A 25967-nucleotide genomic window follows, 5' to 3' on the forward strand; every position below is an offset into this window, starting at 1 on the left:
TTTCAGTTTTGCATCCGGGTAAATGAGTTGCTTCGTAAGGTTTATTGCCAATTCGAATTTCTCACCCAAAAAGAACGCATGACTAATACGAATAGAATTGCTCTGATCGAGCAGGAAATCTCTGGCTTGAGAAGCCAACTACAACATCACCCGCTTTATACTAACCTTCAGAATCTCGATGATATCCGGCTTTTTATGGAGAATCATGCCTTTGCAGTTTGGGATTTCATGTCCTTGCTGAAGGCACTTCAGATGAAGTTGACCACTGTGCAGATCCCTTGGACACCAAACCAAAATCCAGCCTTGGCGAGATTTATCAACGAGATCGTTCATGGTGAGGAAAGTGATATCAATGAATTAGGCGAGCCCAAAAGCCATTATGAAATGTATCTGGATGCCATGGGTCAGCTTGGTGCCAGCACTAATCGGATTGTCAGCTTTGTAGAATTTATCCAAGAGGGAAGGACGATTGCAGAAGCATTTGAAGATGTCCAAGTCGATGACTGTGTTGTCGAGTTTGTGAAGTTTTCATTTGCCGTGATTGCTACCCAAAAACCTCATCTCATTGCTTCAGCCTTTACTTTTGGAAGAGAAGATGTGATTCCGGATATGTTTATTTCTATCCTGAAGCAAGCCGATGCAGAGAATATTCACTACAATAAACTTCGCTATTACCTAGAGCGCCACATTGAGTTGGATGGCGATGAGCATGGGCCTTTATCCTTAAAAATGATCTCAGAACTATGTGGTGAAGATGAGCAGAAATGGGAGGAGACTTTGGAAGTGGCTAAACAGGCTCTTCTGCAAAGAATCTCGCTTTGGGATGGGATCGCTAGGCAAATAGGTAAAGCGGAATTGGTGTAGGTTTTTTTCTACCGAAAACTGCTCGGTATCATCTTGAAAAAAGTATAACTCAATAGCCAACACAGCCTTATTTGCAGTGAGACACACTTAAAAAGTTTATGACTTACCCAATCAGTAAAATAGCACCATCAGAATATCCGCAAGTTGTAGAGCTTTGGGAGGCTTCTGTCCGTGCAACGCATGAGTTTTTATCGGAAGAAGATATCCTGTTTTTCAAGCCACTGATTTTGAATGAGTATTTGAAAGCAGTGGATTTGAACTGTGTCCGAGATGATGATGGAGTGATCTTAGGTTTTTCTGGTGTGGCTGAAGGAAATCTGGAGATGCTTTTTGTCCACCCGGATCATGCAGGAAAGGGAATTGGGAAAGCCTTATTGATCCATGCAATTAAGAGTCAGCTTGTCAGCAAAGTGGATGTGAACGAACAGAATCCGAAAGCAACCCAATTCTATCTGAAGAATGGGTTTGAAATCATCGGTCGCTCAGAACTGGATGGGACAGGCAAGCCTTACCCAATTTTGCATCTGGAGCTGCTCAACCAAGCTTAAATTGTCCAGGTATTTTCCTTTCAATTGATATCGGATTTGATGCTTATCTTGAGGGTCAGTTTTCTGAAAAAAATCTCATAGACCCAACTACTCATGTTTAAGAGTATCTCTGCATTTTTAGTTCTTTCAATACTCTTTTTCGCTTGCGAAAGCACGACTCCAACAGGAAGTAGTGTCATAGATACTTCTAAAATCGCTTCAAAGGTAACTTCCATAGTCGTTCTCGGCACAATTCAAGACGGAGGATCTCCCCACATCGGTTGTACTAAAGAGTGCTGCAAGGATCTTTTCGAAAATCCAGACAAGGATAGACAAGTGGTTTCTCTTGGTTTATATGATGCTGCAACTGGAAAGAAATATCTGTTTGAAGCTACTCCAGACATAACTAGACAGGCCAAAGCATTGAAGAGTTTTGGGATGAAATCTGATGAAGAAATTCCGGATGGAATTTTCTTGACTCATGCACATATTGGACATTACGCAGGCTTGATGTTCCTCGGAAAAGAAGCTCGGGATGCCAAAAGAGTGCCCGTATTTGCCATGCCGAGAATGGCGGAATTTCTTCAGAATGATGGGCCCTGGAGCCAATTGGTGAACAATGAAAATATTTCCTTGGTCCCAATTGAAAATGAAAAAGTAGTTATCCTATCCGAGCAATTACAAGTGATACCGCTGCAAGTTCCACATAGGGATGAATTCTCCGAAACTGTTGGATACAAGATTATTGGTCCGGAAAAGAGTGCTTTGTTTATCCCTGATATTGATAAATGGGAAAAGTGGGAGAAGGATATTGTAGATGAAATCAGGAAGGTGGATTATGCTTTTGTAGATGCGACATTTTTTAGTGGGAAGGAGCTTGATAATCGGGATATGTCGGAAATTCCACATCCATTTATCATGGAAAGTATGGAGAAGTTTGCTGGCTTAGCTGCTGAAGAAAAAGCCAAGGTTGTATTCATTCATTTCAATCATACCAATCCTGTCATAGATCCGTATAGTGAAGAGACGAAATTGGTGTTGGAAAAGGGATTTCGAATAGCCAGGATTAGAGATGTTTTTGAATTATAAAATGTAGGCTGCATTGTGAGCTATAAATTAGATGGAAGATGGAATTAAAGACAGAACCAGAAGTAGCAGCGGTTTTTTCGAAGTATCCCGACTCGGTTCGGAATAAGATGTTAAACCTTCGCCGCTTGGTGTTGGAGGTTGCTGAGGAAATTGGGTTGTCGAGCTTGGAGGAAACGCTCAAGTGGGGCGAGCCTAGTTTTCTTGCTAAAAAAGGAAGTACCATTCGTATGGACTGGAAAGCCAAAAATCCTGATCAATATGCGATGTATTTCAAATGTACGAGTAAACTGGTGCCCAGTTTCCGCCTGGCATACGCTGAGGTGTTTGACTATGAAGGGAATAGGGCGATTGTCTTTAAAATGGATGAAGAAATCCCGGAAACTGAATTAAAAAACTGCATCAAAACTGCTTTAACCTATCACCAAGTAAAGCAACTTCCGATGCTGGGATTATAGTTTAAATTGATCTTTCGCTAAATAATTGTTTTAAAATGAATCCAAAAGTTGACTTCTTTTTTGACAAAGCTTCTAAATGGCAGAAGGAATACAAGCAATTAAGAGCGCTGATTCTTGATTGTGGATTGACCGAAGAATTAAAATGGGGAGTTCCATGCTACACACATCAGGGGAATAATGTGGTTTTGATTCATGGCTTTAAGGAATACTGCGCACTTCTTTTTCACAAAGGAGCTTTACTCAATGATTCGGAAGATATTTTGATCCAGCAAACTGAAAATGTGCAGAGCGCTCGTCAGATTCGGTTTACCAATCTCCAAGAAATAGTAGATATGGGTAAAATCTTGAAATCCTATGTGTACGAAGCGGTTGAAGTAGAAAAAGCAGGGTTGAAGGTCGAATTGAAGAAGACCAAAGAATATGACATTCCTGCGGAATTCCAAGTCAAATTGGATTCAGACAACGTATTAAAAGAAGCTTTCTATGCGTTGACTCCGGGGAGACAACGTGGCTATCTTTTACATTTTGCGGCAGCAAAGCAAGCCAAAACCAGAGAGGCAAGAGTGGAAAAGTTGATACCACAGATTCTCAATGGAAAAGGCTTGAACGATTAAGGTTGTATTATTCGCTTGACCCACTCCTCAATCAGGAAAAGCTAAAAAAGCCACCTGAAGCTCACCTATTTTTTTGTAGCCGTCTTCATTCATATGGATAGGATCTGTGTAATAAAGATCCTTATTATACACATTATATCCTCCCAGTGTAAACTGGTCCAAATAGGGGATTCCATGCAGTTGACATATTTGTTTCTGCATATTCACATGCTCTACCATGCCATTTTCGGCAAAAGGATCATAGGCACCTCTGTCATTGAATGCCTTGCTGGAAGTGAAAAAGTAAATCTGTGCATTTGGGTTGATCTCGTAGATTTTTTTGATACAGTAATTGATCCCACCAGCCTGAGTTACCAATTTTTCTTTGTCAAAATCATCGAACTCCGTGAAGTCAGTATAGCTACCTATTTCCCGATTATTGGTGTAATCATTGGTGGATGCCCAAAGAATATAGATGTCAAAGACTCCTGCTTCGTTCACTTGCTGTTGTAGGGATTTCCCTTGTAGCGATGAGAAGCCAGCTCCGCCTACACCATAATTGGTTATGGTCATTCCCAGCTTTTCTTTCCACATTTCTTTTGCGATATCACTGGCTGGAATTACGGAAACAGAGCCTCCAAAAACCGCGACAGACTTACCGTAATTATAAGATGCTTTCAGATCTTGCTGCGCAAAAATGCTCGTTGACAATAAAATGAAAGCGATACTTAAGAAGTGTTTTACTTGACTCATTTGGGGAAGTTAATTTGACTAGTAGTTGAAAATGGAAGTACAGTTTGACTGGATCTCTAGCATTTCGGAAGCATAGCGAGTGCCAAGTGCATGGTAGGAATCAGAATCGAAATGTGTTTCGTCTCCTTTGTGATTCAATCCTTCAGCAGAGACTAATCCTATACAATCATTTGAATTTGCAATTTGCCTGATTACTCCGTTCATGTCTTTTGCGAATTTTGCTTTAGGGTAGAAGAAATACCCGATTTCCCCTATAACGATAGGAATAGATGAGATACCCAAATCAGATTTGAGTGAATCAAGCATAGCTTCAAATTTTTGAGGGTATGTATTTAAGCTATTCTTAGAATTAGAATCTGATTCCCCTTGATGCCAAATGATTCCTTTCAAGGTCCCAGATTCCATAGCTTTTTTGGCTCGGCGGATCATGTCGTCGTATGGATAGGTGTTTGTTTGTCTGTGGATAGAATCTGCAAACCAGGCGTTTATCGAACTTCCGCCAACTGCGGTGGGAATCAGGCCAATTTTAATGTTTGATTCTTCGTTAGCCATGATTTTTCCAAAAGTCAGCCCAAGACCAGTGCCTGCTCCGGGTTTGTCAAAGTGCATAGGGTCTTTTGCCAAAACCCAATTTTCATTTTTATCCAACATGAACACGCGTGGATGGGTGAGCGTGTCGATAGCTTGCACTTTGCCTCTACCTGCCATGTTGGATTGTCCCATCAGAAGATAGAGGTGCAGGTTCTCTTTGGAGGAGTCAAAGGATAAGTTTTTTCCGCTGGAGCAACTTAAAGCTAGTAATCCGAGAAGTAGTAGAAGGAGATTATTTGGTTTCATTATAGGATTGTTCAATCTATTGTTATTTAAAATACTCCAAAATCCCCTTAGCTATCAATGCATGACCAGCTTCGTTTGGGTGATTTCCTTGGGACATCAGGTCTGGAAGATTTGATCCTGTTTTTACACTTTCTTTGAATGACTCATAAGTATCTGCTAATCCAATCTCATATTTTTCGGCTAGCTCGCGAATCCGCATTGAATGTTGATCTAAAATGGTGTCATCTTCATGTAAATCAACTTTCTGATCAGGGGAAGGTGTCAAAAGAATGATTTTAATATCCTTTTCCAACGCTTTTTGGATCATAGCTTCCCAAGCTGTTTTTGCGCTATCCAGCCCTATCCTTCGATCGTTTAACGCATAATCAATAAAGAGCACATCTGGATTATGATTTAGAACTTCTGTTTCAAAACGCTGAACTCCACTTTTTGAATCTTCACCTCCGATAGCTGTATTGATCAGATTAATTACGGCAAATGGATATTGGGCAGTTAGCTCCTTGTAGACCAAAAATGGATAAGATTCCAGGGTGTTTACAATTGGAGTTTTGAAATAACCCGATGGAACAGAATGGCCGTGGAAAACCAAGTTGATGGTTCTATTCCCTGGCCATTTCTTTTGAAGTTCGACTTTTAGCTCACTCAAATACTCAGATTTATTTTCTCTGGGTTGAAATGATAGTAAAAGGATTGAGAAGAGTGAGATGTAAAAAAGCTTCATTTTCGAATGGGTTAGATGGGGTTTAAAGAAAGTAATTTAGTGATGATCTTGTTGAGGAGCTCTCTTTTTTTATCGATGGAAACTGTATTATACCAAAGATAATTAGGATGCTACAGGACACTAAGGTTGTGCTTTTCTTCCTATTTTAGAAACTATGGAAAATAACCTGACCCTTCAAAAACTACTATTTTGCCTTTTCATTCTTATGGGTTCTTCTGCTTTTGCGCAGCAAGAAAAACCTAATATTATTTTTATCCTAACCGATGATCAACGCTGGGATGCCCTGGGGTTTTCCGGAAATTCTATCATCCAAACGCCAGAAATGGATAAGCTGGCATCTCAGGGTGTTTACTTCAAAAATGCCTTTGTCACCACGCCGATTTGCGCCGCAAGTAGAGCAAGCGTATTGACTGGACTTTACGAAAGAACTCATGGCTATACATTCGGGCAGGTGCTGAATGAAGGATACGCTCAGAATTCATATCCAGCTCAATTGAAAAAGTTAGGCTATGAAACAGGGTTCTTCGGAAAGTTTGGAGTGAATTATCCAGGGTTTGCTGAGCTTTTTGATCAAGGAGATTCCTACGACAGAGATGTGAAATATCCTGATCAAAGAGGGTATTTCTATAAGACGATAAATGGCGATTCAGTCCATCTCACTAAATATACTTCGTATCAAGCGCAGGAATTCATCAAGAGTCAATCCTCAGATAAGCCATTTATGCTTTCGTTGAGTTTCTCAGCTCCACATGCTCATGACCCTGCAGCCGACCAATACTTCTGGTCTGAAGATGTGGATCATTTATACTCAGATATTAAGTTTCCAAAGCCTCTTTTAGGCAAGGAAAAATACTTTGAACAGCAGCCAGACTACGTGCAAAAAGGAGAGAACCGGACCCGATGGTACTGGAGATATGATACCCCAGAGAAGTACCAAAAAAGCATGACAGGTTATTATCGGATGATTTCTGAAGTTGATCTGGAAATCGGTAAAATCCGCAAGACGCTGGAGGATAAAGGGATGGATAAAAACACCGTGATCATCTTCATGGGCGATAATGGCTACTTCCAAGGCGAGCGACAGATGGCAGGCAAATGGCTGATGTATGACAATTCACTCCGAGTTCCGATGATTATTTATGACCCGAGAAATCCAGGGCATCGAACGATTTCTGACTTCGCATTGAACATTGATATCGCACCAACTGTACTTGAGTTTGCAAACGGAATAATTCCTGAAGAATATCAGGGACTAAGTCTAGCGGATTACGTGGTTGGAGATAACCCGGCAATTGAAAGGACGGATTTTGTGGCTGAGCACCTTTGGAAAGTGAATATCATACCGGCTAGTGAAGGGCTTAGAACAAAAGAATGGAAATACTTTAGGTATCAGGATGATTTGGAGTGGGAGGAACTATACGATCTAAAAAAGGACCCTTTGGAGAAAAAGAACTTAGCTGGAAAGAAGGGGTACGAAAATACGCTGAAGGAAATGAGAGAACTTTTTGACAGCAATGCTAAACGTCTGGAGGCTGATAAGATTGATTATTGAGTGGCATCCAGCGATCAGTCGCATTATTTTGGATAACCTAACTGCGACTGACTACTGAGTACTGAACCTTACTTTTTCTCCAATGCTTCTCCTTCAAACTTGAGCCCGTCCCAGCCGGATTGCATAAAGTTTCGAATGTTTTGATGATCATTTCCTTCTGGATTTTCCAACACATCTATTCTATAATAGTCTCCAAAAAGTGCTAAGGTTTGTTCTTGAGTTAGGTTTTGAAGCTTAGCAAAGAAAAAAATCTTGCAGCTACCGTTGTTCTGCCCGGCTTCATTTACTGTATTTCCATTCGTAAAACGAGTGGGAGTGAAGGTGTAATTAGTATCGATGTGCTCGATCACATCAGTAAATGCAATTGTTTCGGGATTAGATGTGATTTGGTCTGGAAGATTCATGCGGTAATATTAGTGAAATTAGGATTCAGAGGCAGTGATCAGTCTCAGTAATCAGTCGTAGAGTTGATACTTTCGACAGACCACAGTCAACAGTCGACAGTCGACCGTGGACTGTGGACTGTGGACTATCGACCATAAACCATGGACTATCGATTGTTTGAAAACTGACAACCGACAACCGAAACCTACTTCTCCATAGGATGTGCTTTTAGCAAATCATCAGGCTGATAGAATCCACTATGATCTTTGATTTCTTCACGAACTTTCTTTACCAAATCCGGTGAAATAGCGGAGGCTGAATTCCCAAAGGAGTTTCTCACGAAGGTAAGCACTGCAGCAACTTGTGAGTCGTCCAACATACCTTCGAACGGAGTCATTGGCACTTGACCTGGATAGTCTTTTCCAAGAACTGTTATTGGTCCCATCACACCTTTCAATACGATTTTGATCAGACGCTCTTCGTTACCAGTTACCCAAGGAGTGCCGGCAAGTGGAGGGAAACCTGAGGCAGAAAGCCCTTGGCCATCCGGCTGGTGGCAGGTACTGCAGTATCCTTCTCTGGCATATATTTCTTTTCCCAGAACAAATAGTTCTCGATCTGAACCCGTCAAAGAGGACTTGATATCCTCTTCTTTTTTCTCTTTCACAGAAAGTCCTGAAATATGTGCAACTGCTGCTTCATAGGCAGGCGTAATCCATTCTTCCATTTCGGTGTCTTCCCCAGCAGAAAGCACCTCAAGACCTTCTTCTCGTGGCATCCAGGATGCTGCTACTATAGCTTCCAATCGAACTCGACCATTTTCATCTTTGATAGCCTCAGCCATCAACTCTTTTTGATTCGAAACTTGATGTCCAGTATATCTGAGAACTCTTACTGCCGCGGCTCTTGCTCTGTAGTCATCTGCTTGTAGCAATTGTTCCAATAGATCGGTGTTGACCTTATTGATCCCCCAACTCACCCAAAGCGCTTCGAGTGCATGGTGCTCATATCTAGGATCGTCTTTGTCTAGTTTGCTTTCCCAGTCTGCTACTGCATCATAGACTTCCTGCTGATCTCTACCTCGCAGTTCTCTTCGAGTTCTGTACCGGGTTCTGTATTCCGGAAGTTTCAGATTTTCCAATAACTCCGGTATGCTCGCCCCATCGATTTTCGCTGGAGTAACCAATGGCCTAGAAGGATACGTGATTCGGTAGATTCTACCATGCTGATGATCTCTGAGAGGATCACGCGCGTTGTGCTGCATGTGGCCGATCAGGATATTGTGCCAATCGACTACATAAAGTGAACCGTCTGGCGCAATTTCCATATCCACTGGGCGGAAGTTTCTGTCAGTTGATGAAAGCAAATCCTGTCGCCATTTAGTAGAAAATCCGATTTCTTCATCGATCATCTGATGTTGCTTTGTACCTAGGAATCCAATGGTATTGTTGATAATCATATCTCCCTGCACATCCTCTGGGAAATGTCTACTTGATATAAATTCCAACCCTGAAGTTGGGCGAACCATCTGATCTTTCTGGATCAGGTTTCTTCCTTTGTTGTTCGCATTCCCGTAGCGTGGAAGTAATGATGCTGGCATCATGTAGTTAACATTCGGTCCAGAAGTCTCTGCATAGAAGTTTTGTCCCCATTCGTCAAAGGCAATTCCCCAAGGGTTTGGAATGCTTACCTGCGCGACTCTCTCCAGCTTATGTCTGTTTGGTGTGTATCTGTAAAATCCACCATTCGTAGCGCGAACAGGTCCGTAAGATGTTTCCACATTGGTGTGAAGGAAAACTCCCTCTGCCATATAAATAGCTCCTGACTCATCAGTAGTAAATGCCGAAATTGCATGGTGTGTGTCGTGATCGTCAAAACCGCTTAGTAAGATTTCTTTGCGATCCGCTTTGTCGTCATTATTATCGTCATATAGGATCACAAGATTATTTCCTTGAGAAACATAAACTCCTTCTGCTGCCAGTTCAAACCCTACTGGAATGTGTAGATCATCCGCGAAGACAGTTTCCTTGTCCGCTTTGCCATCATTGTCGGTGTCTTCGTAAATCAAAAGCTTATCCGCAGGACGGGAATCTCCAGGCTTGTAATGAGGATAGCTTGGCATAGTTGCTACCCAAAGTCTGCCTTTGTTGTCAAAGGAAAGCTGAACTGGATTGGCAAGATTTGGCCATTCTTCTTCGGATGCGAAAAGTTCGATTTTATATCCTGGAGCTACGGTTAGCTTAGACAGGGCTTCCTCTCCATATAGGTATTCTAGATTTCCGTTTCTCTCTGGATTGTAGTTCGTTTCTACTTCAGGCAGTGTTTTGGTTTTTGCGTCTGCTGCTGCAAGGTCTTTTCTTTCTCCCTGATTTGCCATCCAGATCGCAGTGTCGCGAATGGCTGTCATCTGCCTGATTTTTTCTAATTCAAAAGGGTAATTATCCGGTCCAAAAGGATCATATCTTCTTCCGAATACGTGAACACCATTTGGGATTTTATAATCGTTTCTCCAAAACCAGTTTTTTTCCTGAACAGCTTCATGGACTAATTCGCGATTTGATTCATTCTTGATAGGTGATTCTCCAAAAATTTCATCTGCAAGGAGAACCGCTAGTTTTTTGTATCCAGCCTCATTCAGTTGTGAACCGTCTATAGTAAGGTCTTCCTCTGACTCCAAATACCATTGCTTGCTTGGGGTAAAAGCATCTACAAATAACACCTTATTGTTTTCTGCAATCTCCCGCATTGCTACGGTGTAAAGATTTAGATTTTCGTTTTCGCTTTTTCCATCCGGTACATCTATTTTTTCCGAGAGGTCTTCAAAAGCAATAGGAGAGACAATTACCAGTTTTGGAGAAAGCGTATCGTGATATTTCTGACGGAGCGTATGTTTAATAAAGGCATCTAATTCCGCTTTGTAGTTTTCTAATCCATCAACACCTTGGAATGATTCATTGTATCCAAAGAAAGAAATGACAATATCTGTTTCTAGCCTTGTCAACCATTCGTCCGGCTTTTCTAAATGACCTACGCTTCCAGAGGGAGTCGCATACTCAACTTGAAAAGCTTCAGCTCCCGGGAAAGCCCAAGGATCATTTGTTCCGGACCTAGGTCTAAATCCGGGGGTGTCTGCTGGGTCGGAAAGGTTCCTGATGTAAAGATTTTTCTCAGGATGTCGGAGATGCATTTCCGTCTCAAAACTTCCATAGTCCATCATTCTGGATCCTAAGTTGTTTCCTATTAGGGCGATTCTTGCATTTGGTTTTAATTCGATGGTTTCTTTCTGGGTGCATTGAAAAGAAATCAGTCCTACTAGTAAAAGGACGAAGAGGTTTATGGGTTTCTGTCGAAGCATATTCTTTATATAAGCATTAGGGATTTAATAATAGGGATAAAACTGCGGATATTCAATTTATTTAGGGCTAATGCCTAGTTTTTATTTGATGTGTGGAATCGTTTATTATTATATTTTTATTATTTGTATATGCTATTTTTTTAATTTTAATATAGAATATATTTTATATAAGTATCCTGTACAGTGCTGTTGTTTATAGTATTTGTTTAAATATTTTATAAGACGTTTTGTTTCAGGATAGTGCAGGATAGGAATGGCTTAATAGAGAGGTTAATTGGATGAGTTTTACAATTAATATTTAAACCCAACCCTATGCTAAACAATTATCAATTATTAATAAAAACCCGGTTTGTTGGGATTTTATTAGCCTTGTTTATCGTGTCTGTGTCCTCATCATTTGCACAGTCGATTACAGTGAAAGGTACAGTTGTGTCTGAAGATGACAATGAGCCTGTTCCAGGAGCTCTTGTTTCGGTTAAAGGCACGCAATCAGGAACCGTTACAGACATTGACGGTGGATTTACCATCCAAGCCTCAGTAGGCGAGACTTTGGTAATCAGCTTTATTGGATTTACTACGAATGAAGTGGTAGTCAACCAAAATACAACCAATATTTTGGTGACACTTAAATATTCCACCTCAGACCTCTCTGAAGTAGTAGTAGTAGGTTACGGTAGTCAAATCAAGAAAGAGCTGACAGGTGCAATTCAATCCGTAAGCGAAAAGGAGTTAAAAGATCTGCCAGTTTCTTCTGTTGCCCAAAAGCTTCAGGGTAGATTGGCTGGTGTTCAAATTAATCAGACAACAGGAAAGCCAGGCCAAGGAATGAATGTTCGTATACGAGGCCAGCTGTCAGTTTCCGGCGGTAGTTCGCCTTTGTATGTTGTCGATGGATTTCCTATCACAGGAGATATTAATGCCTTGAACCCTGACGAAATTCAGGAGATCACTGTATTGAAAGATGCGGCATCCACATCGCTTTATGGTTCTAGAGCTGCAAATGGTGTCGTACTGATTACCACTAAAAAAGGTGTCACAGGACAGACTAATGTAAATTTGAATGTTTTTACTGGTTGGCAGACAGTTCCGGAAAATGGAAGGTTGGAAATGCTTAATGCTGAAGAATTTGCTCAATTCAAGAAGGAATATTATACAGATGCTGGTCAGCCTGTACCTGAAATTTTCCAAAATCCTGCCGATTATCGAGATAAGGATAATGACTGGTATGGCGCCATGCTTGAAACTGCTCCTGTGACTTCATATAACTTGACAGTGACGTCCAATAAGGAGAAAGTTAATACTGCTGTTATTGCCGGCTTTTTTGATCAGAAAGGAGTCGTAAGAAATACTGATTACAAAAGGTATTCACTTCGATTAAATACAGATTATGCTGTTTCTGAAAAAGTCAACATGGGAATCAATGTTGCTCCAAGTTATGTGTATGACAACACCCCTCAAACTGATGGATCAAGAGGCACCGGGATTTTGTTTAATGCGCTCCACACATGGCCAGTTATGCCGATTTATGAAGACAATGGAGAGTTGACTTCCTTTAATAGATTCCCCGCCAATACAGGAAATATCTTTGCTTATCCTAACTGGTTAAGATCAGCAGATGAGATCACAAATGAGACGAAAGTTATCAATGTACTAGCGAACACTTATCTTGAATGGAAGCCAATTAAGGGTTTATCACTTAAGACTACTTTTAATGCGGAACTTAATAATTCCAATTACTTCTTCTTCAACCCTTCAACTGCCACGAATCAAATCAATGTGGCAATCCCAACAGTTGCGCGGTCAGTTAGAGATGAATATCAGAATTTATCATGGCTGAATGAAAATATCGCAACCTATGGTAGCTCTATAGGAGATCATAATTTTCAAATGTTATTGGGCTTTTCCAATCAGAAATTTAGACAAGATCGTACGAGAATAGCAGCAGATACCTATGCTGACGATAGACTTCCGACTGTTCAAGGAGCGATTAATATTAATAGAGGTGGAACAATTTCAGATGTTAACGAATGGGCTTTGACTTCTATCTTCTCTCGTCTTACCTATAATTTTAAAGGGAAGTATCTATTCACGGCATCTGTTAGAGGTGATGGTTCATCACGTTTTGGAGCAGATAACCGTTGGGGTGTTTTCCCATCCACCTCGTTGGGTTGGGTTCTGTCCGATGAAGGTTTCCTAAATACTAGTTCTACAGTTTCCTTTACTAAACTGAGAGCTAGCTACGGAGTTACGGGTAACAATAATATTGGTAACTATACTCAATATGCCTTGGTTAATAATACTATTAATGCTGCTTTTGGAAATACAGTGTTTCCTGGCGCAGGGGTTACCTCATTGAGTAACACAAACTTAGGCTGGGAAACTACCACGCAATTTGATATAGGTTTGGACCTAGGCTTATGGGAAGATCGAATCACTTTCGTGTATGACTATTACACTAAAAATACTACCAACTTGCTCTATGCGGTGCAGGTTCCACAAGAATCAGGATTCACCAATTTCAATGATAATATAGGCGAGATTAAATTCTGGGGCCATGAGTTTTCCATTACTTCGGTAAATACCCCAGGAGCTTTTAGATGGACTACGAATGCAAACATTTCATTCAATAGAAATGAAGTGCTTGAGCTTGCAGATGGAATTGACAGAGTTTATGGAGATTATCACATCACTAAAGTAGGAGAGCCTTTCGGACAATTTTATGGATTGAAAAAATTAGGAAATTATGCCAATGCAGAAGATCTGGCAAACTCTCCAAAAGTCCCAGGCAGATCCACAGTAGGAAGTATTAAACTTGAAGATATTAACGGTGATGGAGTTATTACAAACGGTGGAGATAATGATGATAGAACCATTATTGGGAATCCATTCCCAGATTTCACCTATGGGATCATCAATAATTTCGCTTATAAAAATTGGGATGCAAGTATCACAGCATCAGGTTCTCAAGGAAATCAGTTGTATATGAGACACTTGTATTCTACGGCGAACCTAGATGGGGTATTTAATATGGTAGCTAAGGTTGCTGATCGCTTTAGATCTCCAGAGAATCCAGGTGAAGGTATATTTGGAACTACAGTTGGTGGCGGTAACGTGACTGGTATCGAGCGTGATTGGGCCAATAGCAACTTCGTGTATGATGCCTCTTACCTCACAATTAGAAATATCACCATAGGATATACTTTGAAGAATTTACCAAAGACATTCAAATCAGCAAGAATTTACGGTTCTGCTCAGAACGTTTGGGTATTTACGGATTACTGGGGTGGATCTAATCCAGAGGTTAGTATGCAGAACAACGGAAATGGAGATGGAGGAAACCTAAGTCCGGGAGTGGATTTGGCTGGATACCCAGTGCCTCGTACAATCACTTTTGGTGTTAATGTTACTTTCTAGTAGAAAGTAGTTCACCTCATTCATTCACCTAAAAAAGAAAAACAATGAAAAAATATATCTTAGCCATCTTAGTGTCAACTTTAGCACTCACTGGCTGCGACGACTTTCTTACGGTAGTCCCAGAGACTCAATTGAGTTCGGCTACCTTTTTCAAAAATCGAACTGACTTTGAACAGGCGGTAAATGCGGCTTACGTTCCGCTAAGGACGATTACAAATGACCGTTCATGGTTACTTTCAGAGATGCACTCTGATAATACCTATTATGCGCGAAATGTGCTCTTTGGTGCAACAGATAACCAAGAGGATTTAGCTGATTTCTCAGTTCCTGAATCTAATGGTACTACAGCCAATACACACGTATTAAACCAATGGAGACAGGATTATCTCATTATTTCAAGAACGAATCAAATCCTTGCTTTAATAGATGACGTTGATTTTGATGCTGCTGCAAAAGCAAATGTGAAGGGTCAGGCGCTTTTTCTTAGGGCCTATGCCTATTTCGAGTTGGTTAGGTATTTTGGAGCTGTTCCGCTTCATTTGACTCCGGTTGCTACCAGAGAGGAAGCTGCGCTACCATTGTCTACGGAAGCAGAAATCTATACTCAGATAGAGCAAGACTTGAATGAAGCTGTTCCCTTATTGCCGAAAAAAGCAACTCAAGAACCAGGAAGAGCAACCGAAGGATCTGCTAGAACACTATTGGCCAATGTCTATATTCACCAAAAGAAGTGGGGTCCAGCAGAACAGATTTTATCTCCAGTATTAACTCACGGATATCAATTGATGCCAAGTTATGACATGGCTTTTCCTGGCAATACGTCAAACAAGAATAATATGGAGTCTGTGTTTGAAGTTCAGTATATTGAAGGAGCAGCTGGATTGAATGGTAATTTTATTTATCAATTTATGCCAAGACCTATCAGTGCGGCCGAGCTCCAGCCTATCATGGGAACAAGCAATCCTCAGAATATTGATGGCGAAGGAAACAATATCCCTACGCCTGATATAATTGCAGCTTACGAGGCAGGTGATTTAAGAAAAGAGGCTTCTATCGGTAATGTTTTCCTTGCGGGTAGCTTCAGAGATGACAAGAACTATCCATACATTAAAAAGCATGCTAAGCACCACTCGCAACATAATAATACTGGAACAAATTGGGTGATCTATCGCTATGCAGAGGTTCTACTATTTATGGCAGAAGCGCTTAATGAACAAGGTAAGCCAGGTGAGGCTGCTCCATACTTAAATGATGTTAGAGAAAGAGCAGGACTTTTGCCTACTACTGCGACTAGTCAAGCGGAGATGAGAGAGGCTATTTTCAAAGAGCGTAGAGTGGAGCTCGCTTTTGAAAACAAACGTTGGTTTGATATAGTGAGAACCGATCGGATTGAGGAAATAATCGTGCCTTATGGACAGCGAATCATTGCAAACCCTCTGGATTACTATTACCCACCAATCGCTGGAGCAATACCAAGAAGTAATGCATTTACAAACATCAAGAAGTTTTATGCCTATCCAGCAGCAGAGTCCGACTTGAGTCCTTATTTCTAATATTAAAAGATTAGGATTACCCAACAATTAGATATAATTATATCTATACTGTTGGGTTTTCTGATTTTTGCTTTTGTTACTTTCTGAAAGTATAATAAGCAAAGAAATAGACAGTATATTTCATGAGTGGTTTCTGAATTGAGAAATTATTCACCAAATTAAAAATCTAACTATTGCTATCAATTAACACTTGTCCTATGAGATTAAATTATTCAATAAGGAATTTATTTCTCTTATCAGTGCTGACTCTCTTTTCAGTATCCTGCGCGTCTGATAACGAAGAAGAATCCAAAACAAGACAGCTTACTGGAAACCCAAAATTAGATAAGCTAAACCTGCCCGATGGCTTTGTGGCGGAGCACCTCTTAAGCCCGGGGGAAATGGACGAGGGATCGTGGGTCGCGATGACTTTCGACGATAAGAATCGACTGATCACTGCAGATCAATATGGCTTTCTCTACAGGCTGGAAATCCCTGAAATAGGAAGTGACTCACTAACACCGAAAGTAGAAAAACTTATCATCGGAAATGTTGCAGAGCCGCAGGTAGGAATGGGCTATGCCCAAGGATTACTGTACGCGTTTAATAGCCTATATGTGATGGTGAATCACAATGGAAATGAGACGTTTGAAGAAAGTACTGGTTTATATAGAATTCAGGATTTGGATGGCGATGATCAATATGAGTCGGTTACTAAGATCAAAGGCTTCACTGGTCAGCCAGGTGAGCATGGACCTCATAGCATCAAGCTATCACCAGATGGCCAGTCTCTTTTTATAGTAGCTGGGAATCATACAGATGTGCCAGAAATGGATTCTTACAGACTTCCAAATGTATGGCAGGAAGACAATCTTTTTCCTGAAATCAAAGACCCAAGAGGACACGCAAACAGCAGAATGGCTCCAGGTGGATGGGTGGCAAATATTGACCCAGAAGGTAAGAATTGGGAGCTGATTTCAGCTGGATATAGAAATCCATTTGATATTGCCTTCAACGAAGTTGGAGATCTATTTACATACGATTCTGATATGGAGTGGGACTTTGGAATGCCTTGGTACCGTCCAACTAGAATCTGTCATGTGACTTCAGGAAGTGAATATGGCTGGAGAACAGGTAATCAAAAATGGTCACCAAACTACCCTGATAATTTACCTGCGACACAGAATATCGGACAGGGATCGCCTACCAATGTGATGTTTGGAACGGGTGCTAAATTCCCTGCTAAGTACAGAAACTCACTTTTTGCATTTGATTGGAGTTTTGGAATAATCTATTCTATGACTTTGACTCCGAAAGGAGGTACCTATGAAGCCAATGCTGAAGAATTTATTTCTGGTTCTCCTTTGCCACTTACAGATGGGGTTATTGGTCCTGACGGAGCCATGTACTTTATGACTGGAGGTAGAAGATTGGAATCAGATCTGTACAGAGTTTATTATGAAGGAGACATAGAAGGAGACGAAGGTTCATTGACTATGGCCGATCTTCCTGCTGAAGCAAAAACCCGTCGTGAATTGGAAGCATTGCACGTGGATGGAGCCCCTGCTTCAGGACTTGAGCTGGCTTGGTCACACTTGAATAGCCCGGATAGATTTGTGCAGTACGCTGCCCGTATTGCAGTAGAACATCAGCCAGTTAGTACTTGGAAAGCAAAAGCATTGGCAGAAACTGATCCTGCAAAATTAACTATGGCAATGATTGCCTTGGCTAGACATTCGGACAAAGGAGCTGGAGAACCAATGATCCGAGCTTTGATGGGGATTGATTATAAGAGTTTGGATGAAACAGGAAAACAGAATTTACTCAGAGCTTTTGAGTTGATTTTAGCTAGACAAGGTGAGCCAACAGGTTCTTTAAAATCTGATTTAGTGGCATATTTGGACAGTAATTTCCCGGCAAACAATAATAATCTTGACCGTGCATTAGCTGTACTTTTAGTGTATTTGGATGCTCCAAGTGCTGTGGAAAAGACGTTGGCTTTACTTGAAAATGCGAAAGACGATCCGGACTATCAGAAGACATTTACATCATCTTCAGATCTAATCATGAGAAACCCTCAGTACGGACTGGACATAGCCAATATGCTGGCAAATGTACCTCCAGCACAGCAGACATACCTTGCTACGGTACTGGGTGGGGCTGAAGAGGGTTGGACACCAGAGCTTCATGAGAAATATTTTTCTTGGATTCAGGATGCGTTCAAATATAAAGGAGGCCGTAGCTATGTTGGCTTTATTGATAGAGCTAGAAAGATGGCATTGTCGCATGTAGCGAAAAGTGATTTCGATAAATACAACGAACTTTCAGGAGCTGCGCTATTAACTGGGAATGGAAATGACCTGATCAATACGGATATTCAGCCAGAAGGTCCAGGCAGAAGATGGACCGTGGAGGAAGCAGAACCACTAATGGCAGATTTGAGCGGAAGAGATTTAGCTAGAGGCAAAGCAATTTTTGCGGCGTCTCAGTGTCTTTCTTGTCATACGATGGGTGGTCAAGGTGGAATCATTGGACCTGATTTATCCCAGTTAGGAACACGGTTTTCTACAAAAGATATCTTGGAAGCTACAATCAACCCAAGTGATGAGATCTCTGAGCAATATGTAGCAAGTGTGATTGAGTTGAAAGATGGAAGCTCTGTGATGGGTAGAATAATCAACGAAGATGGAACCAGCTATTCAGTTTCTCAGAATCCATTTTCTCCTGATGTTTTGCGTAAAGTGGAGAAAAGTAATGTGGTACTTGTCAAAGATTCTAAAATATCCATCATGATGCCTGGCATGATCAATAGATTGAATGAGGAAGAGCTGAAGGATTTGATGGCCTATTTAGTTTCAGGTGGCAACCCGAATCATGAAGTATATCAAACTAAAGCCCAAGCAGAAGAATGAAAAATCTATTAAAGTCTAAATGGTTGAGAATTGAAGCGCTAGGATTTGGAGCAATGATGGTGATAGGCTTGGTGAATTGCCAGCAGCCATCGGAGAAAACTACTGCTGTCGAACCAATGATTAGTTCAGAAGCTGAGTTTGAGCCTATTTTTGATGGAAAAACGCTTGAAGGGTGGGAAGGAGATTCTGTGTATTGGTCTGTGAAAGACGGAGCAATTACAGGGACAATCACTCCTGAGACGCTTTTGAAAGCTAATACTTTCTTGATCTGGCAAGGTGGACAGCCTGGAGATTTTGAGCTAAAAGCTGAGTTTAAAATCTCTGAAAGTGGGAATTCCGGTATCAACTACCGAAGCGAGATGGTAGAGGACGTTCCTTTTGCACTGAAAGGATACCAAGCTGATATTGACGGGAAGAATAATTACACTGGTCAGAACTATGAAGAGCGTAAGAGAGCCACTCTTGCTTACCGAGGACAAGAAACAAAGATCACCCCTCAACCTGATGGGGTGGGAGTTCGTGAGTTTGTAGAGCGAAATGCCTGGAAAGGTCTTAATGTAGAAAAGGAAATCGGTGATCGCGCAGAGCTTGGGGCATTGATCAAGGCAGGTGAATGGAATAGTATTCACATCGTAGCCAAAGGAAATGTGCTAAAGCATTTCGTAAATGGTCAGCTGATGTCCGAGGTGCATGATGAAGATCCTAAAAACAGGATGGAATCAGGATACCTTGGCGTGCAGGTTCACGTAGGTCCGCCGATGATAGTTCAGTACAAGGATGTGATGTTGAAGCAGTAGTTAGACAGTTCAATTGAAATTTTGAAGTGGCCCTTGCAGAAAAGTAAGGGCCATTTTTTTGTGTGTACCTAGCTGGCTTTATCCGCTCTTATATTCTCATCCGAACGCTAATTGTATAATGCTCGTTATAAAAAAGCTAGCGCCACCTTTTTGCAAAGGACTCTTTACTAGCGATTCAAAAATTCAATTTTATACTACCTAACCACTAATTATGAATTACCATATCATCATTAATAAAGTACAAACAGTAGATGAATTACCGGGAAGTTGGAGCAATCAAGATTTGATTGAATTACTTGACCGTTTTGGTTTTCCGGATGCAGCTAATTCCTCTACAGCGGAGTTGAAGGAGTTGCTAAATATGGCAATCTCTGATTTTGAACCTGCTGAAGCAGCTGCGATTTTGCTCGATTATAGGCTGTCAAAAGAACTCAATGAAGGTCAGATTGATCAGATGTCTCACGATATGCTTTTAGATAAAATTTCTGAGGAATACCCGAAAATAGGCTTGCATCATCAGTTATTCAATATCAACCAGCTTTTGCACAAAGCTTACAACGGTAAATTTCCAAGCGCAAAAGCAACAATTGCTGAATTTGAAATTAATAGCAAGGATGAGGGTGCTGAAGAAATCACCAAAGAGATCGTGTTGAAGGCGTTGCAGCACACCTTAAATGATAGCAACTTGATTAAACGTCTTTTTCCAGATCAATTGGAAGGCAAAGTCAATTTCGAAGAAGCGGATTCTATTATTTGGGTGTTGAGAAAAATAGAAGGTGAACAATATCAACTCATCACCTCGGAATACTGGATTGCTCGAGATGAATTTCTTGAAGCTGAATTTGATGCGGAGGTTCATCTATTCGAAGAGGAAGAAAGCGAGGGTTAATAGTTAAACAGGTATTTTCCATTCTAATCAATGATTGCTGACTGATACACTCGGCATTATACCAAAAATCACACATGGTCCAAGTTGAAAAACTTGGACCATTTTTTTATTAATGGCATCTTTCTCACATATAAGTTGCATAACTTATTCCCGTGCTTTCAAACCTGACCCATATAGGGCAGGACAGTGTCAGAAGGCCTTTTTAATAGATTACAGACTAGTCTAAAACCCAATAATGAACCTCTCAGATCCATCCAATTGGAAAGATAAATTGTCCAATTTTCGTCAGCTTGGCGGAATAGAAACTTCAATTCTAGATAACGGAGCAGGACGTGGAACTAGAATCGCCTGGATCAATACTGGTACAGGACTTCGATATAAAGTGGTGTTGGATCGGGGAATGGATATTCTGGATGCCTTTCACAATGAACATAGCTTATCCTGGATCAGTAATGCAGGTCATGTATCTTCTCAACCTTTTTCTAACCAAGGAATAGATTGGCTGAGGACATTCGGCGGAGGATTGCTGACTACTTGCGGAATATCTTCCATGGGACCTCCGAACGAAGATGAAACTGGAAGCAGAGGACTTCATGGAAACTACAGCAATACTCCAGCAGAACTGATTTCAATCAAGCAACCGAATATTTATTCAGGAGATTTGAATTTTGAAATCGTAGGTGTAATTCGCGAGACAACGACTTTTGGTCCAAGTCTGGAATTGAAAAGAACTATTTCTGGATCCTTGGGGAAGGCTGAAATCTCTTTAAAAGATGAGGTTTTCAACAGAGGAAATTCCCCCGCTCCCCACATGGTTTTATATCATATCAATTGCGGTTGGCCTTTGATCAATGAAGGAACTCGGATAGTCTGGAATGGAGAAATCCAACCTAGAGCCAGTGACGATTCCATGTCTGAATTCAATAAGAAAAATAGGTTCACTAAATGCTCGGCTCCGCTGGAAGGCCACTCGGCTTTTGGTGAAGATGTAGCTTTCATAGTTCCAAAAGCAGATCAAAATGATCAGGTCACTTGTGGCTATATGAACGATGCATTGGAATTGGGTTTAAGCATTTCTTTTTCCAAAAAGCAAATGCCATGGCTAATTAACTGGCAGCATTGGGGTAAAAATGAATACGTGACAGCACTCGAACCAGCAACAAATCCTCCAATTGGTCAGGCTGCTGCAAGGAAGGATGGCACATTGATTTTGCTTAAACCTGGAGAAAGTAGGATCTATGAAATCAAGATGAAAGTGCTAAAGGGGGCTTCAGTCAAAGAATTTAAAATGTAAAATGGTAAAAATTTAAAATTGGGGCGGTATGAAGAATTTTCAAATTTTTCAATATTCCAATTTTTCAATCAATTTCAAATCTCAAATATCAAATCAATAAACCCATGAGTTTAGCAAAAAAAGCTCTCGAACAGGGAGAAGGAATACTAAGATTAACCCCAACTTGGGTGCCGCGTTCATTTTGTGTTCCGGGAAGAAGGATCAAATTACATCCAGATGATTATTATAGCCTAGGTGGAGAGCGTGGAGGAATTGACGAGCGATGGTTTTCATCTACCACCCCAGCTGAAAATGGTCCTCTAACCAGTAAAAATGAAGGTTTAAGTCATATTGCTTTCGAAGCGGATGGAAAGACTGAACTGTTTCTACTGAAAGATGCAATAGACGAACTAGGAGGGGGAATTATAGGTAATCGTCTTTGGGACAAGTATAAGTCTTGGCCTATGTACTCTAAGTTTTTTGATAACATGGGCCCGCTTCCCCATCACATTCACCCGAGTGATGAGTTTGGTAAGCTGACTGGACAAAACGGAAAGCCGGAAGCTTATTATTTCCCGCCTCAAGTCAATAATCATGGCGGAGATTTTCCATATACATTCTTTGGGATTGCTCCTGGTACATCCAAAGAGACTATTCTTGAGTGTCTGAAAAATTTCAATAAAGGAGATAATAAAATCACTAATTATTCTCAGGCTTTTAGACTTCAGCCAGGTACTGGTTGGAATGTTCCTCCGGGAATGCTTCATGCGCCAGGTTCTTTGTGTACCTATGAGCCGCAGAAAGCTTCGGATATTTTTGCGATGTACCAGTCTTTGGTGAACGAGGCAATTATTCCGGATGAGCTGCTTTGGAACGCAACGCCAAAAGATCGCTGGGGAGATTTTGAATTACTGGTAGAGATGATCGATTGGGATTTGAATGTGAATCCAAACATTATGGACAACCATTACATGGAGCCAATCGCAGTGGAAGATAGAGCAGAGATGAATGCCAAGGGGTACGATGACAAATGGATTTGCTACCGTTCTCATGACTACAGTGCGAAGGAACTTACAATTTTCCCTGGTCAAACTGTGACTATCAAAGATGCTGCAGCATACGGTATGATCATGATGCAGGGATATGGTAAAATGAATAATTGGGACATAGAAACTCCTGCTTTGATCCGCTTTGGACAGTTGACACATGATGAGTATTTTGTTACTGAAAAAGCAGCGCAAGCAGGTGTGAAAATCACAAACCATTCTAAGACTGATCCTATTGTGATGCTGAAGCATTTTGGTCCAGATAATCCGGATTTGAAAGTGGTGGAATGAATTGGGATTTACGATTTACGATTTTTGATTTACGATCTTCACGCTAGTGTTAATCTTCAAGATAAAATGTGAGTGCTTGGCGGTTTCAATCAAAGAAACTAATAAAGAATGTAGAATAATGAATTTTGAGTAATGAAGTTAGATCACCTGTACTTCAATCTTTTAACTAACTAATAACCCATATTACCATGAGTCAAAATAATTTTCCAAAACTACATAATGCTACCTGGCCTGGAATAGTGGGCAAAGGAGCAGATTCTGAACCTGTAATACCTTTCGATTCCCTTCTGGCAATGACAGCAGCAGCTGAAGTTGATGGGGTGAAATTTGACGGAGTCGATTTAGGTTTGCTAGAGCCTCATTTCAAACTGGATAATTCGGATGAAACCAAGATTCTAGCGGAAAAGCTTCAAAAACATAATTTAGTTGCAGGCTCTTTAGTCGCGCCGATTTGGGCTGGATCTGCTATGGGAACTGCTGACCAGCGCAAGACTTTTGTAGAAATGGTTCGCAAAGCATGTGAATTCGGTAAGGAGCTAAATGATCTTGGCGTTCGAAGCTACGGTGTAGTTAGAATTGATTCGGCTGCTGGCGTAGAAGATTGGGCTAAAGATCCTGCTGGAAATACGAAAATCATTGCAGAAACATTCCGTGAAGCCTGTGATGTAGCGGCTGGCTACGGTGAGAAACTTGCGACTGAAGGTGAGATTTGCTGGGGCGCGATGCACAGCTGGAAATACATGGTGGAGCTGCTAGAGATGGTGGATCGACCAAACATTGGTTTCCAGGCAGACATGTCGCATACCTTTCTGTATACTATGGGCTACAATGCTCCAGAGCATAGAATTCTCCCAAAGGATGCAGATCTGAATGACCGAGAGGCAGTGAAAGCTGCTTTGAAAACTGTAACTGATGCACTTAGACCATGGACAATTGATTTCCATGTGGCACAAAACGACGGTTCTGTTTTTGGACAAGGCTCACATGACAAGACAGGAAGACATTGTCAAGCTACCGATCCAAATGGAGTTTTAGATATTACTCATGATGCGGGTTATTGGCTACGTGATGAGAAAGGTGAATTGACCAAAGCTTTCAAGCATATCTGCTGGGATGGATGCATGTTCCCAAATGCAGTGATGAACGACCAGCAAACCTGGAATGATATTCTTGCGGCATTGGTGAAAGTGAGAAATGCACACGGTTGGTAAAGCTGAAAGCTAAAATCAGAAATCTGAAAAATATGCGAAGTAAGATGGGTGGGAATTTTGAATCACTAATTCTAACCTTAGTCGACTCAACACGCTACAACCTTCCTATTTTGCAACTTTCAACCCAATCTTCCAATCTTTCAATTTTAAAATTTTACAATTATGAATAAAAAGCAAATAAGAATAGGACTCATCGGAACTGGTTTGATGGGTCGAATCCATACAAATGGTTACAAACGAGTGCCTGACTTTTTTCCAGAATATGAATACGTTCCTGTACTGCAAGCTTGCTGTTCAAGAAGAGAAGATAAGGCGAAAGCATTTGCTGAGCAGTGGGGTTACAAATCCGTCGAAACTGATTGGAGAGAATTGTTAAAGCGAGATGATATCGATGCTGTTGATATTTGCACGCCAAACGATACCCATGCTGAGATTGCAATTGCCGCGGCCGAAGCTGGGAAAATGATTCTCTGCGAAAAACCACTTGCCAGGACGGTAGCTGAAGCCGAAGGAATGGTGAAAGCAGTGGAAAAAGCTGGAGTGAAAAATACGGTTTGGTATAACTACAGAAGAGTGCCAGCGGTGACATTGGCAAAGAAGATCGTGGCTTCAGGCAAGCTTGGACAGATTTTCCATTACCGAGCAAATTTCCTTCAGGATTGGACGATCAGTCCGGATTTGCCTCAGGGAGGTGATGCACTTTGGAGATTGGATGCTGATGCTGCAGGTTCGGGAGTGACCGGTGATTTGCTGGCACATTGCATAGATACTGCTATGTGGCTCAATGGCGGAATTAAGGATGTCTCTGCCATGACTGAAACATTTATTAAGGAGCGTGTTCATCAGGGAACAGGAGAAAAGAAAAAGGTGACGATCGATGATGCCTGTTTATTCCATTGTCATTTTGATAATGGTTCTCTAGGCTTGTTCGAGGCGACTCGTTATGCCCGAGGGCACAAGGCGCTTTATACTTTTGAGATCAATGGTGAGCATGCTTCCATCCGCTGGGATCTACATGATTTGACTCGATTGGAGTATTTTGATCATAGTGACGAAGGTGAAGTTCGAGGCTGGAGATCTATTCACGTGACGGATGGAGATCATCCTTATATGGATAGATGGTGGATTCCCGGAACCTCCATTGGTTATGAGCACTCATTTATTCATCAAGTGGCGGATTTCTTCCATAGCTTAGAAACCGGTGAAGCTTGCCATCCTACATTCCGCGATGCATTTGAGACCCAGAAAGTTTGTGAAGCGGTGATCAACTCAGCAAATGATAGAGCCTGGAAGGACACTGGTGTGGACTGGATAGAGAAAGTCTGAAGAGCTGAAGTATAAAATCAGAAGTATAAAAAAATCCAAGTCGAAAGGCTTGGATTTTTTTATGATCCTTGATTTGAATGATATTTTAGTAGCTGTATCAAAATGAAAGGGATCAATACATTTTCAGGTTGAATCTATGATTTCTT

Annotated in this window: 20 protein-coding genes; 15 read left to right on the plus strand and 5 right to left on the minus strand. The window is 41.1% G+C overall.

The features are described from left to right. Window positions 1-78: 78 nt before the first annotated feature. From ACPUEN_RS19805 to ACPUEN_RS19825, 5 genes are all read left to right on the plus strand, one after another. Complete coding sequence (locus ACPUEN_RS19805; protein ID WP_425637653.1) at window positions 79-864, plus strand: DUF3050 domain-containing protein; 786 nt, start codon at window positions 79-81, stop codon at window positions 862-864. 98 nt (window positions 865-962) lie between these two features. Then, window positions 963-1412 carry a GNAT family N-acetyltransferase gene (locus ACPUEN_RS19810; protein ID WP_425637654.1) on the plus strand — a complete coding sequence of 150 codons (450 nt, stop codon included), beginning with the start codon at window positions 963-965 and terminating at the stop codon, window positions 1410-1412. 93 nt (window positions 1413-1505) lie between these two features. Further along, window positions 1506-2480 (plus strand): MBL fold metallo-hydrolase, encoded by a 975-nt coding sequence (locus ACPUEN_RS19815; protein WP_425637655.1) that lies wholly within the window; start codon window positions 1506-1508, stop codon window positions 2478-2480. Window positions 2481-2518: 38 nt separating this feature from the next. Next, a complete protein-coding gene (locus ACPUEN_RS19820; protein ID WP_425637656.1) occupies window positions 2519-2935 on the plus strand; it encodes a DUF1801 domain-containing protein in 417 nt (138 codons plus the stop codon). 35 nt (window positions 2936-2970) lie between these two features. Beyond that, the gene (locus tag ACPUEN_RS19825; protein ID WP_425637657.1) at window positions 2971-3549 is read left to right on the plus strand and encodes a YdeI/OmpD-associated family protein; all 579 of its coding nucleotides are present in this window, start codon (window positions 2971-2973) and stop codon (window positions 3547-3549) included. 27 nt (window positions 3550-3576) lie between these two features. Here ACPUEN_RS19825 and ACPUEN_RS19830 read toward each other — a convergent pair whose 3' ends face one another. From ACPUEN_RS19830 to ACPUEN_RS19840, 3 genes are read right to left on the minus strand one after another with little or no spacing between them, the layout of a single operon-like run. Next, window positions 3577-4281, minus strand: coding sequence for an SGNH/GDSL hydrolase family protein (locus ACPUEN_RS19830; RefSeq protein WP_425637658.1), 705 nt, complete (start codon window positions 4279-4281; stop codon window positions 3577-3579). A gap of 18 nt (window positions 4282-4299) precedes the next feature. Then, window positions 4300-5118, minus strand: coding sequence for a sialate O-acetylesterase (locus ACPUEN_RS19835; protein ID WP_425637659.1), 819 nt, complete (start codon window positions 5116-5118; stop codon window positions 4300-4302). 22 nt (window positions 5119-5140) lie between these two features. Continuing rightward, window positions 5141-5839: an SGNH/GDSL hydrolase family protein gene (locus tag ACPUEN_RS19840; protein ID WP_425637660.1), complete on the minus strand. Its 699-nt coding sequence runs from the start codon at window positions 5837-5839 to the stop codon at window positions 5141-5143. Between the two features lie 154 nt (window positions 5840-5993). On the opposite strand from ACPUEN_RS19840, the gene ACPUEN_RS19845 reads away from it, so the two are divergent. Next, entirely contained in the window at window positions 5994-7391 is a 1398-nt protein-coding gene (locus ACPUEN_RS19845; RefSeq protein ID WP_425637661.1) for a sulfatase family protein, read from the plus strand. A gap of 68 nt (window positions 7392-7459) precedes the next feature. Here ACPUEN_RS19845 and ACPUEN_RS19850 read toward each other — a convergent pair whose 3' ends face one another. Further along, window positions 7460-7795: a HopJ type III effector protein gene (locus ACPUEN_RS19850; RefSeq protein ID WP_425637662.1), complete on the minus strand. Its 336-nt coding sequence runs from the start codon at window positions 7793-7795 to the stop codon at window positions 7460-7462. 185 nt (window positions 7796-7980) lie between these two features. After that, window positions 7981-11130 carry a PVC-type heme-binding CxxCH protein gene (locus tag ACPUEN_RS19855; RefSeq protein WP_425637663.1) on the minus strand — a complete coding sequence of 1050 codons (3150 nt, stop codon included), beginning with the start codon at window positions 11128-11130 and terminating at the stop codon, window positions 7981-7983. Window positions 11131-11442: 312 nt separating this feature from the next. Between ACPUEN_RS19855 and ACPUEN_RS19860 the strand changes: the two genes are divergently transcribed. The 9 genes from ACPUEN_RS19860 to ACPUEN_RS19900 all read left to right on the plus strand — a co-directional run bounded on the left by ACPUEN_RS19860 (window position 11443) and on the right by ACPUEN_RS19900 (window position 25821). Continuing rightward, window positions 11443-14544: a SusC/RagA family TonB-linked outer membrane protein gene (locus tag ACPUEN_RS19860; RefSeq protein WP_425637664.1), complete on the plus strand. Its 3102-nt coding sequence runs from the start codon at window positions 11443-11445 to the stop codon at window positions 14542-14544. 44 nt (window positions 14545-14588) lie between these two features. Then, on the plus strand, window positions 14589-16097 hold the full coding sequence (locus tag ACPUEN_RS19865; protein WP_425637665.1) for a RagB/SusD family nutrient uptake outer membrane protein: 1509 nt from the start codon (window positions 14589-14591) through the stop codon (window positions 16095-16097). Between the two features lie 197 nt (window positions 16098-16294). Continuing rightward, window positions 16295-18988 (plus strand): c-type cytochrome, encoded by a 2694-nt coding sequence (locus tag ACPUEN_RS19870; RefSeq protein WP_425637666.1) that lies wholly within the window; start codon window positions 16295-16297, stop codon window positions 18986-18988. After that, window positions 18985-19785, plus strand: coding sequence for a 3-keto-disaccharide hydrolase (locus ACPUEN_RS19875; protein WP_425637667.1), 801 nt, complete (start codon window positions 18985-18987; stop codon window positions 19783-19785). The genes ACPUEN_RS19870 and ACPUEN_RS19875 overlap by 4 nt, the downstream gene beginning before the upstream one ends. A 211-nt stretch (window positions 19786-19996) precedes the next feature. Further along, window positions 19997-20674: a hypothetical protein gene (locus tag ACPUEN_RS19880; protein WP_425637668.1), complete on the plus strand. Its 678-nt coding sequence runs from the start codon at window positions 19997-19999 to the stop codon at window positions 20672-20674. A 235-nt stretch (window positions 20675-20909) separates the two neighbouring features. After that, on the plus strand, window positions 20910-21968 hold the full coding sequence (locus ACPUEN_RS19885; RefSeq protein ID WP_425637669.1) for an aldose 1-epimerase family protein: 1059 nt from the start codon (window positions 20910-20912) through the stop codon (window positions 21966-21968). A gap of 104 nt (window positions 21969-22072) precedes the next feature. Then, window positions 22073-23284: a hypothetical protein gene (locus tag ACPUEN_RS19890; RefSeq protein WP_425637670.1), complete on the plus strand. Its 1212-nt coding sequence runs from the start codon at window positions 22073-22075 to the stop codon at window positions 23282-23284. 188 nt (window positions 23285-23472) lie between these two features. Continuing rightward, window positions 23473-24495, plus strand: a complete 1023-nt coding sequence (locus ACPUEN_RS19895) for a sugar phosphate isomerase/epimerase family protein (RefSeq protein ID WP_425637671.1) — start codon at window positions 23473-23475, stop codon at window positions 24493-24495. A 159-nt stretch (window positions 24496-24654) separates the two neighbouring features. Next, window positions 24655-25821, plus strand: coding sequence for a Gfo/Idh/MocA family protein (locus ACPUEN_RS19900; protein WP_425640211.1), 1167 nt, complete (start codon window positions 24655-24657; stop codon window positions 25819-25821). Window positions 25822-25967: the final 146 nt, after the last annotated feature.

The sequence above is a fragment of the Algoriphagus yeomjeoni genome, assembly GCF_049821175.1.
In the GTDB taxonomy this organism is placed as follows: domain Bacteria; phylum Bacteroidota; class Bacteroidia; order Cytophagales; family Cyclobacteriaceae; genus Algoriphagus; species Algoriphagus yeomjeoni_A.

Coding starts and splice junctions, on each gene's coding strand:
- ACPUEN_RS19805 (WP_425637653.1), top strand. CDS start 79: ATGACTAATACGAATAGAATTGCTCTGATCGAGCAGGAAATCTCTGGC.
- ACPUEN_RS19810 (WP_425637654.1), top strand. CDS start 963: ATGACTTACCCAATCAGTAAAATAGCACCATCAGAATATCCGCAAGTT.
- ACPUEN_RS19815 (WP_425637655.1), top strand. CDS start 1,506: ATGTTTAAGAGTATCTCTGCATTTTTAGTTCTTTCAATACTCTTTTTC.
- ACPUEN_RS19820 (WP_425637656.1), top strand. CDS start 2,519: ATGGAATTAAAGACAGAACCAGAAGTAGCAGCGGTTTTTTCGAAGTAT.
- ACPUEN_RS19825 (WP_425637657.1), top strand. CDS start 2,971: ATGAATCCAAAAGTTGACTTCTTTTTTGACAAAGCTTCTAAATGGCAG.
- ACPUEN_RS19830 (WP_425637658.1), bottom strand. CDS start 4,281: ATGAGTCAAGTAAAACACTTCTTAAGTATCGCTTTCATTTTATTGTCA.
- ACPUEN_RS19835 (WP_425637659.1), bottom strand. CDS start 5,118: ATGAAACCAAATAATCTCCTTCTACTACTTCTCGGATTACTAGCTTTA.
- ACPUEN_RS19840 (WP_425637660.1), bottom strand. CDS start 5,839: ATGAAGCTTTTTTACATCTCACTCTTCTCAATCCTTTTACTATCATTT.
- ACPUEN_RS19845 (WP_425637661.1), top strand. CDS start 5,994: ATGGAAAATAACCTGACCCTTCAAAAACTACTATTTTGCCTTTTCATT.
- ACPUEN_RS19850 (WP_425637662.1), bottom strand. CDS start 7,795: ATGAATCTTCCAGACCAAATCACATCTAATCCCGAAACAATTGCATTT.
- ACPUEN_RS19855 (WP_425637663.1), bottom strand. CDS start 11,130: ATGCTTCGACAGAAACCCATAAACCTCTTCGTCCTTTTACTAGTAGGA.
- ACPUEN_RS19860 (WP_425637664.1), top strand. CDS start 11,443: ATGCTAAACAATTATCAATTATTAATAAAAACCCGGTTTGTTGGGATT.
- ACPUEN_RS19865 (WP_425637665.1), top strand. CDS start 14,589: ATGAAAAAATATATCTTAGCCATCTTAGTGTCAACTTTAGCACTCACT.
- ACPUEN_RS19870 (WP_425637666.1), top strand. CDS start 16,295: ATGAGATTAAATTATTCAATAAGGAATTTATTTCTCTTATCAGTGCTG.
- ACPUEN_RS19875 (WP_425637667.1), top strand. CDS start 18,985: ATGAAAAATCTATTAAAGTCTAAATGGTTGAGAATTGAAGCGCTAGGA.
- ACPUEN_RS19880 (WP_425637668.1), top strand. CDS start 19,997: ATGAATTACCATATCATCATTAATAAAGTACAAACAGTAGATGAATTA.
- ACPUEN_RS19885 (WP_425637669.1), top strand. CDS start 20,910: ATGAACCTCTCAGATCCATCCAATTGGAAAGATAAATTGTCCAATTTT.
- ACPUEN_RS19890 (WP_425637670.1), top strand. CDS start 22,073: ATGAGTTTAGCAAAAAAAGCTCTCGAACAGGGAGAAGGAATACTAAGA.
- ACPUEN_RS19895 (WP_425637671.1), top strand. CDS start 23,473: ATGAGTCAAAATAATTTTCCAAAACTACATAATGCTACCTGGCCTGGA.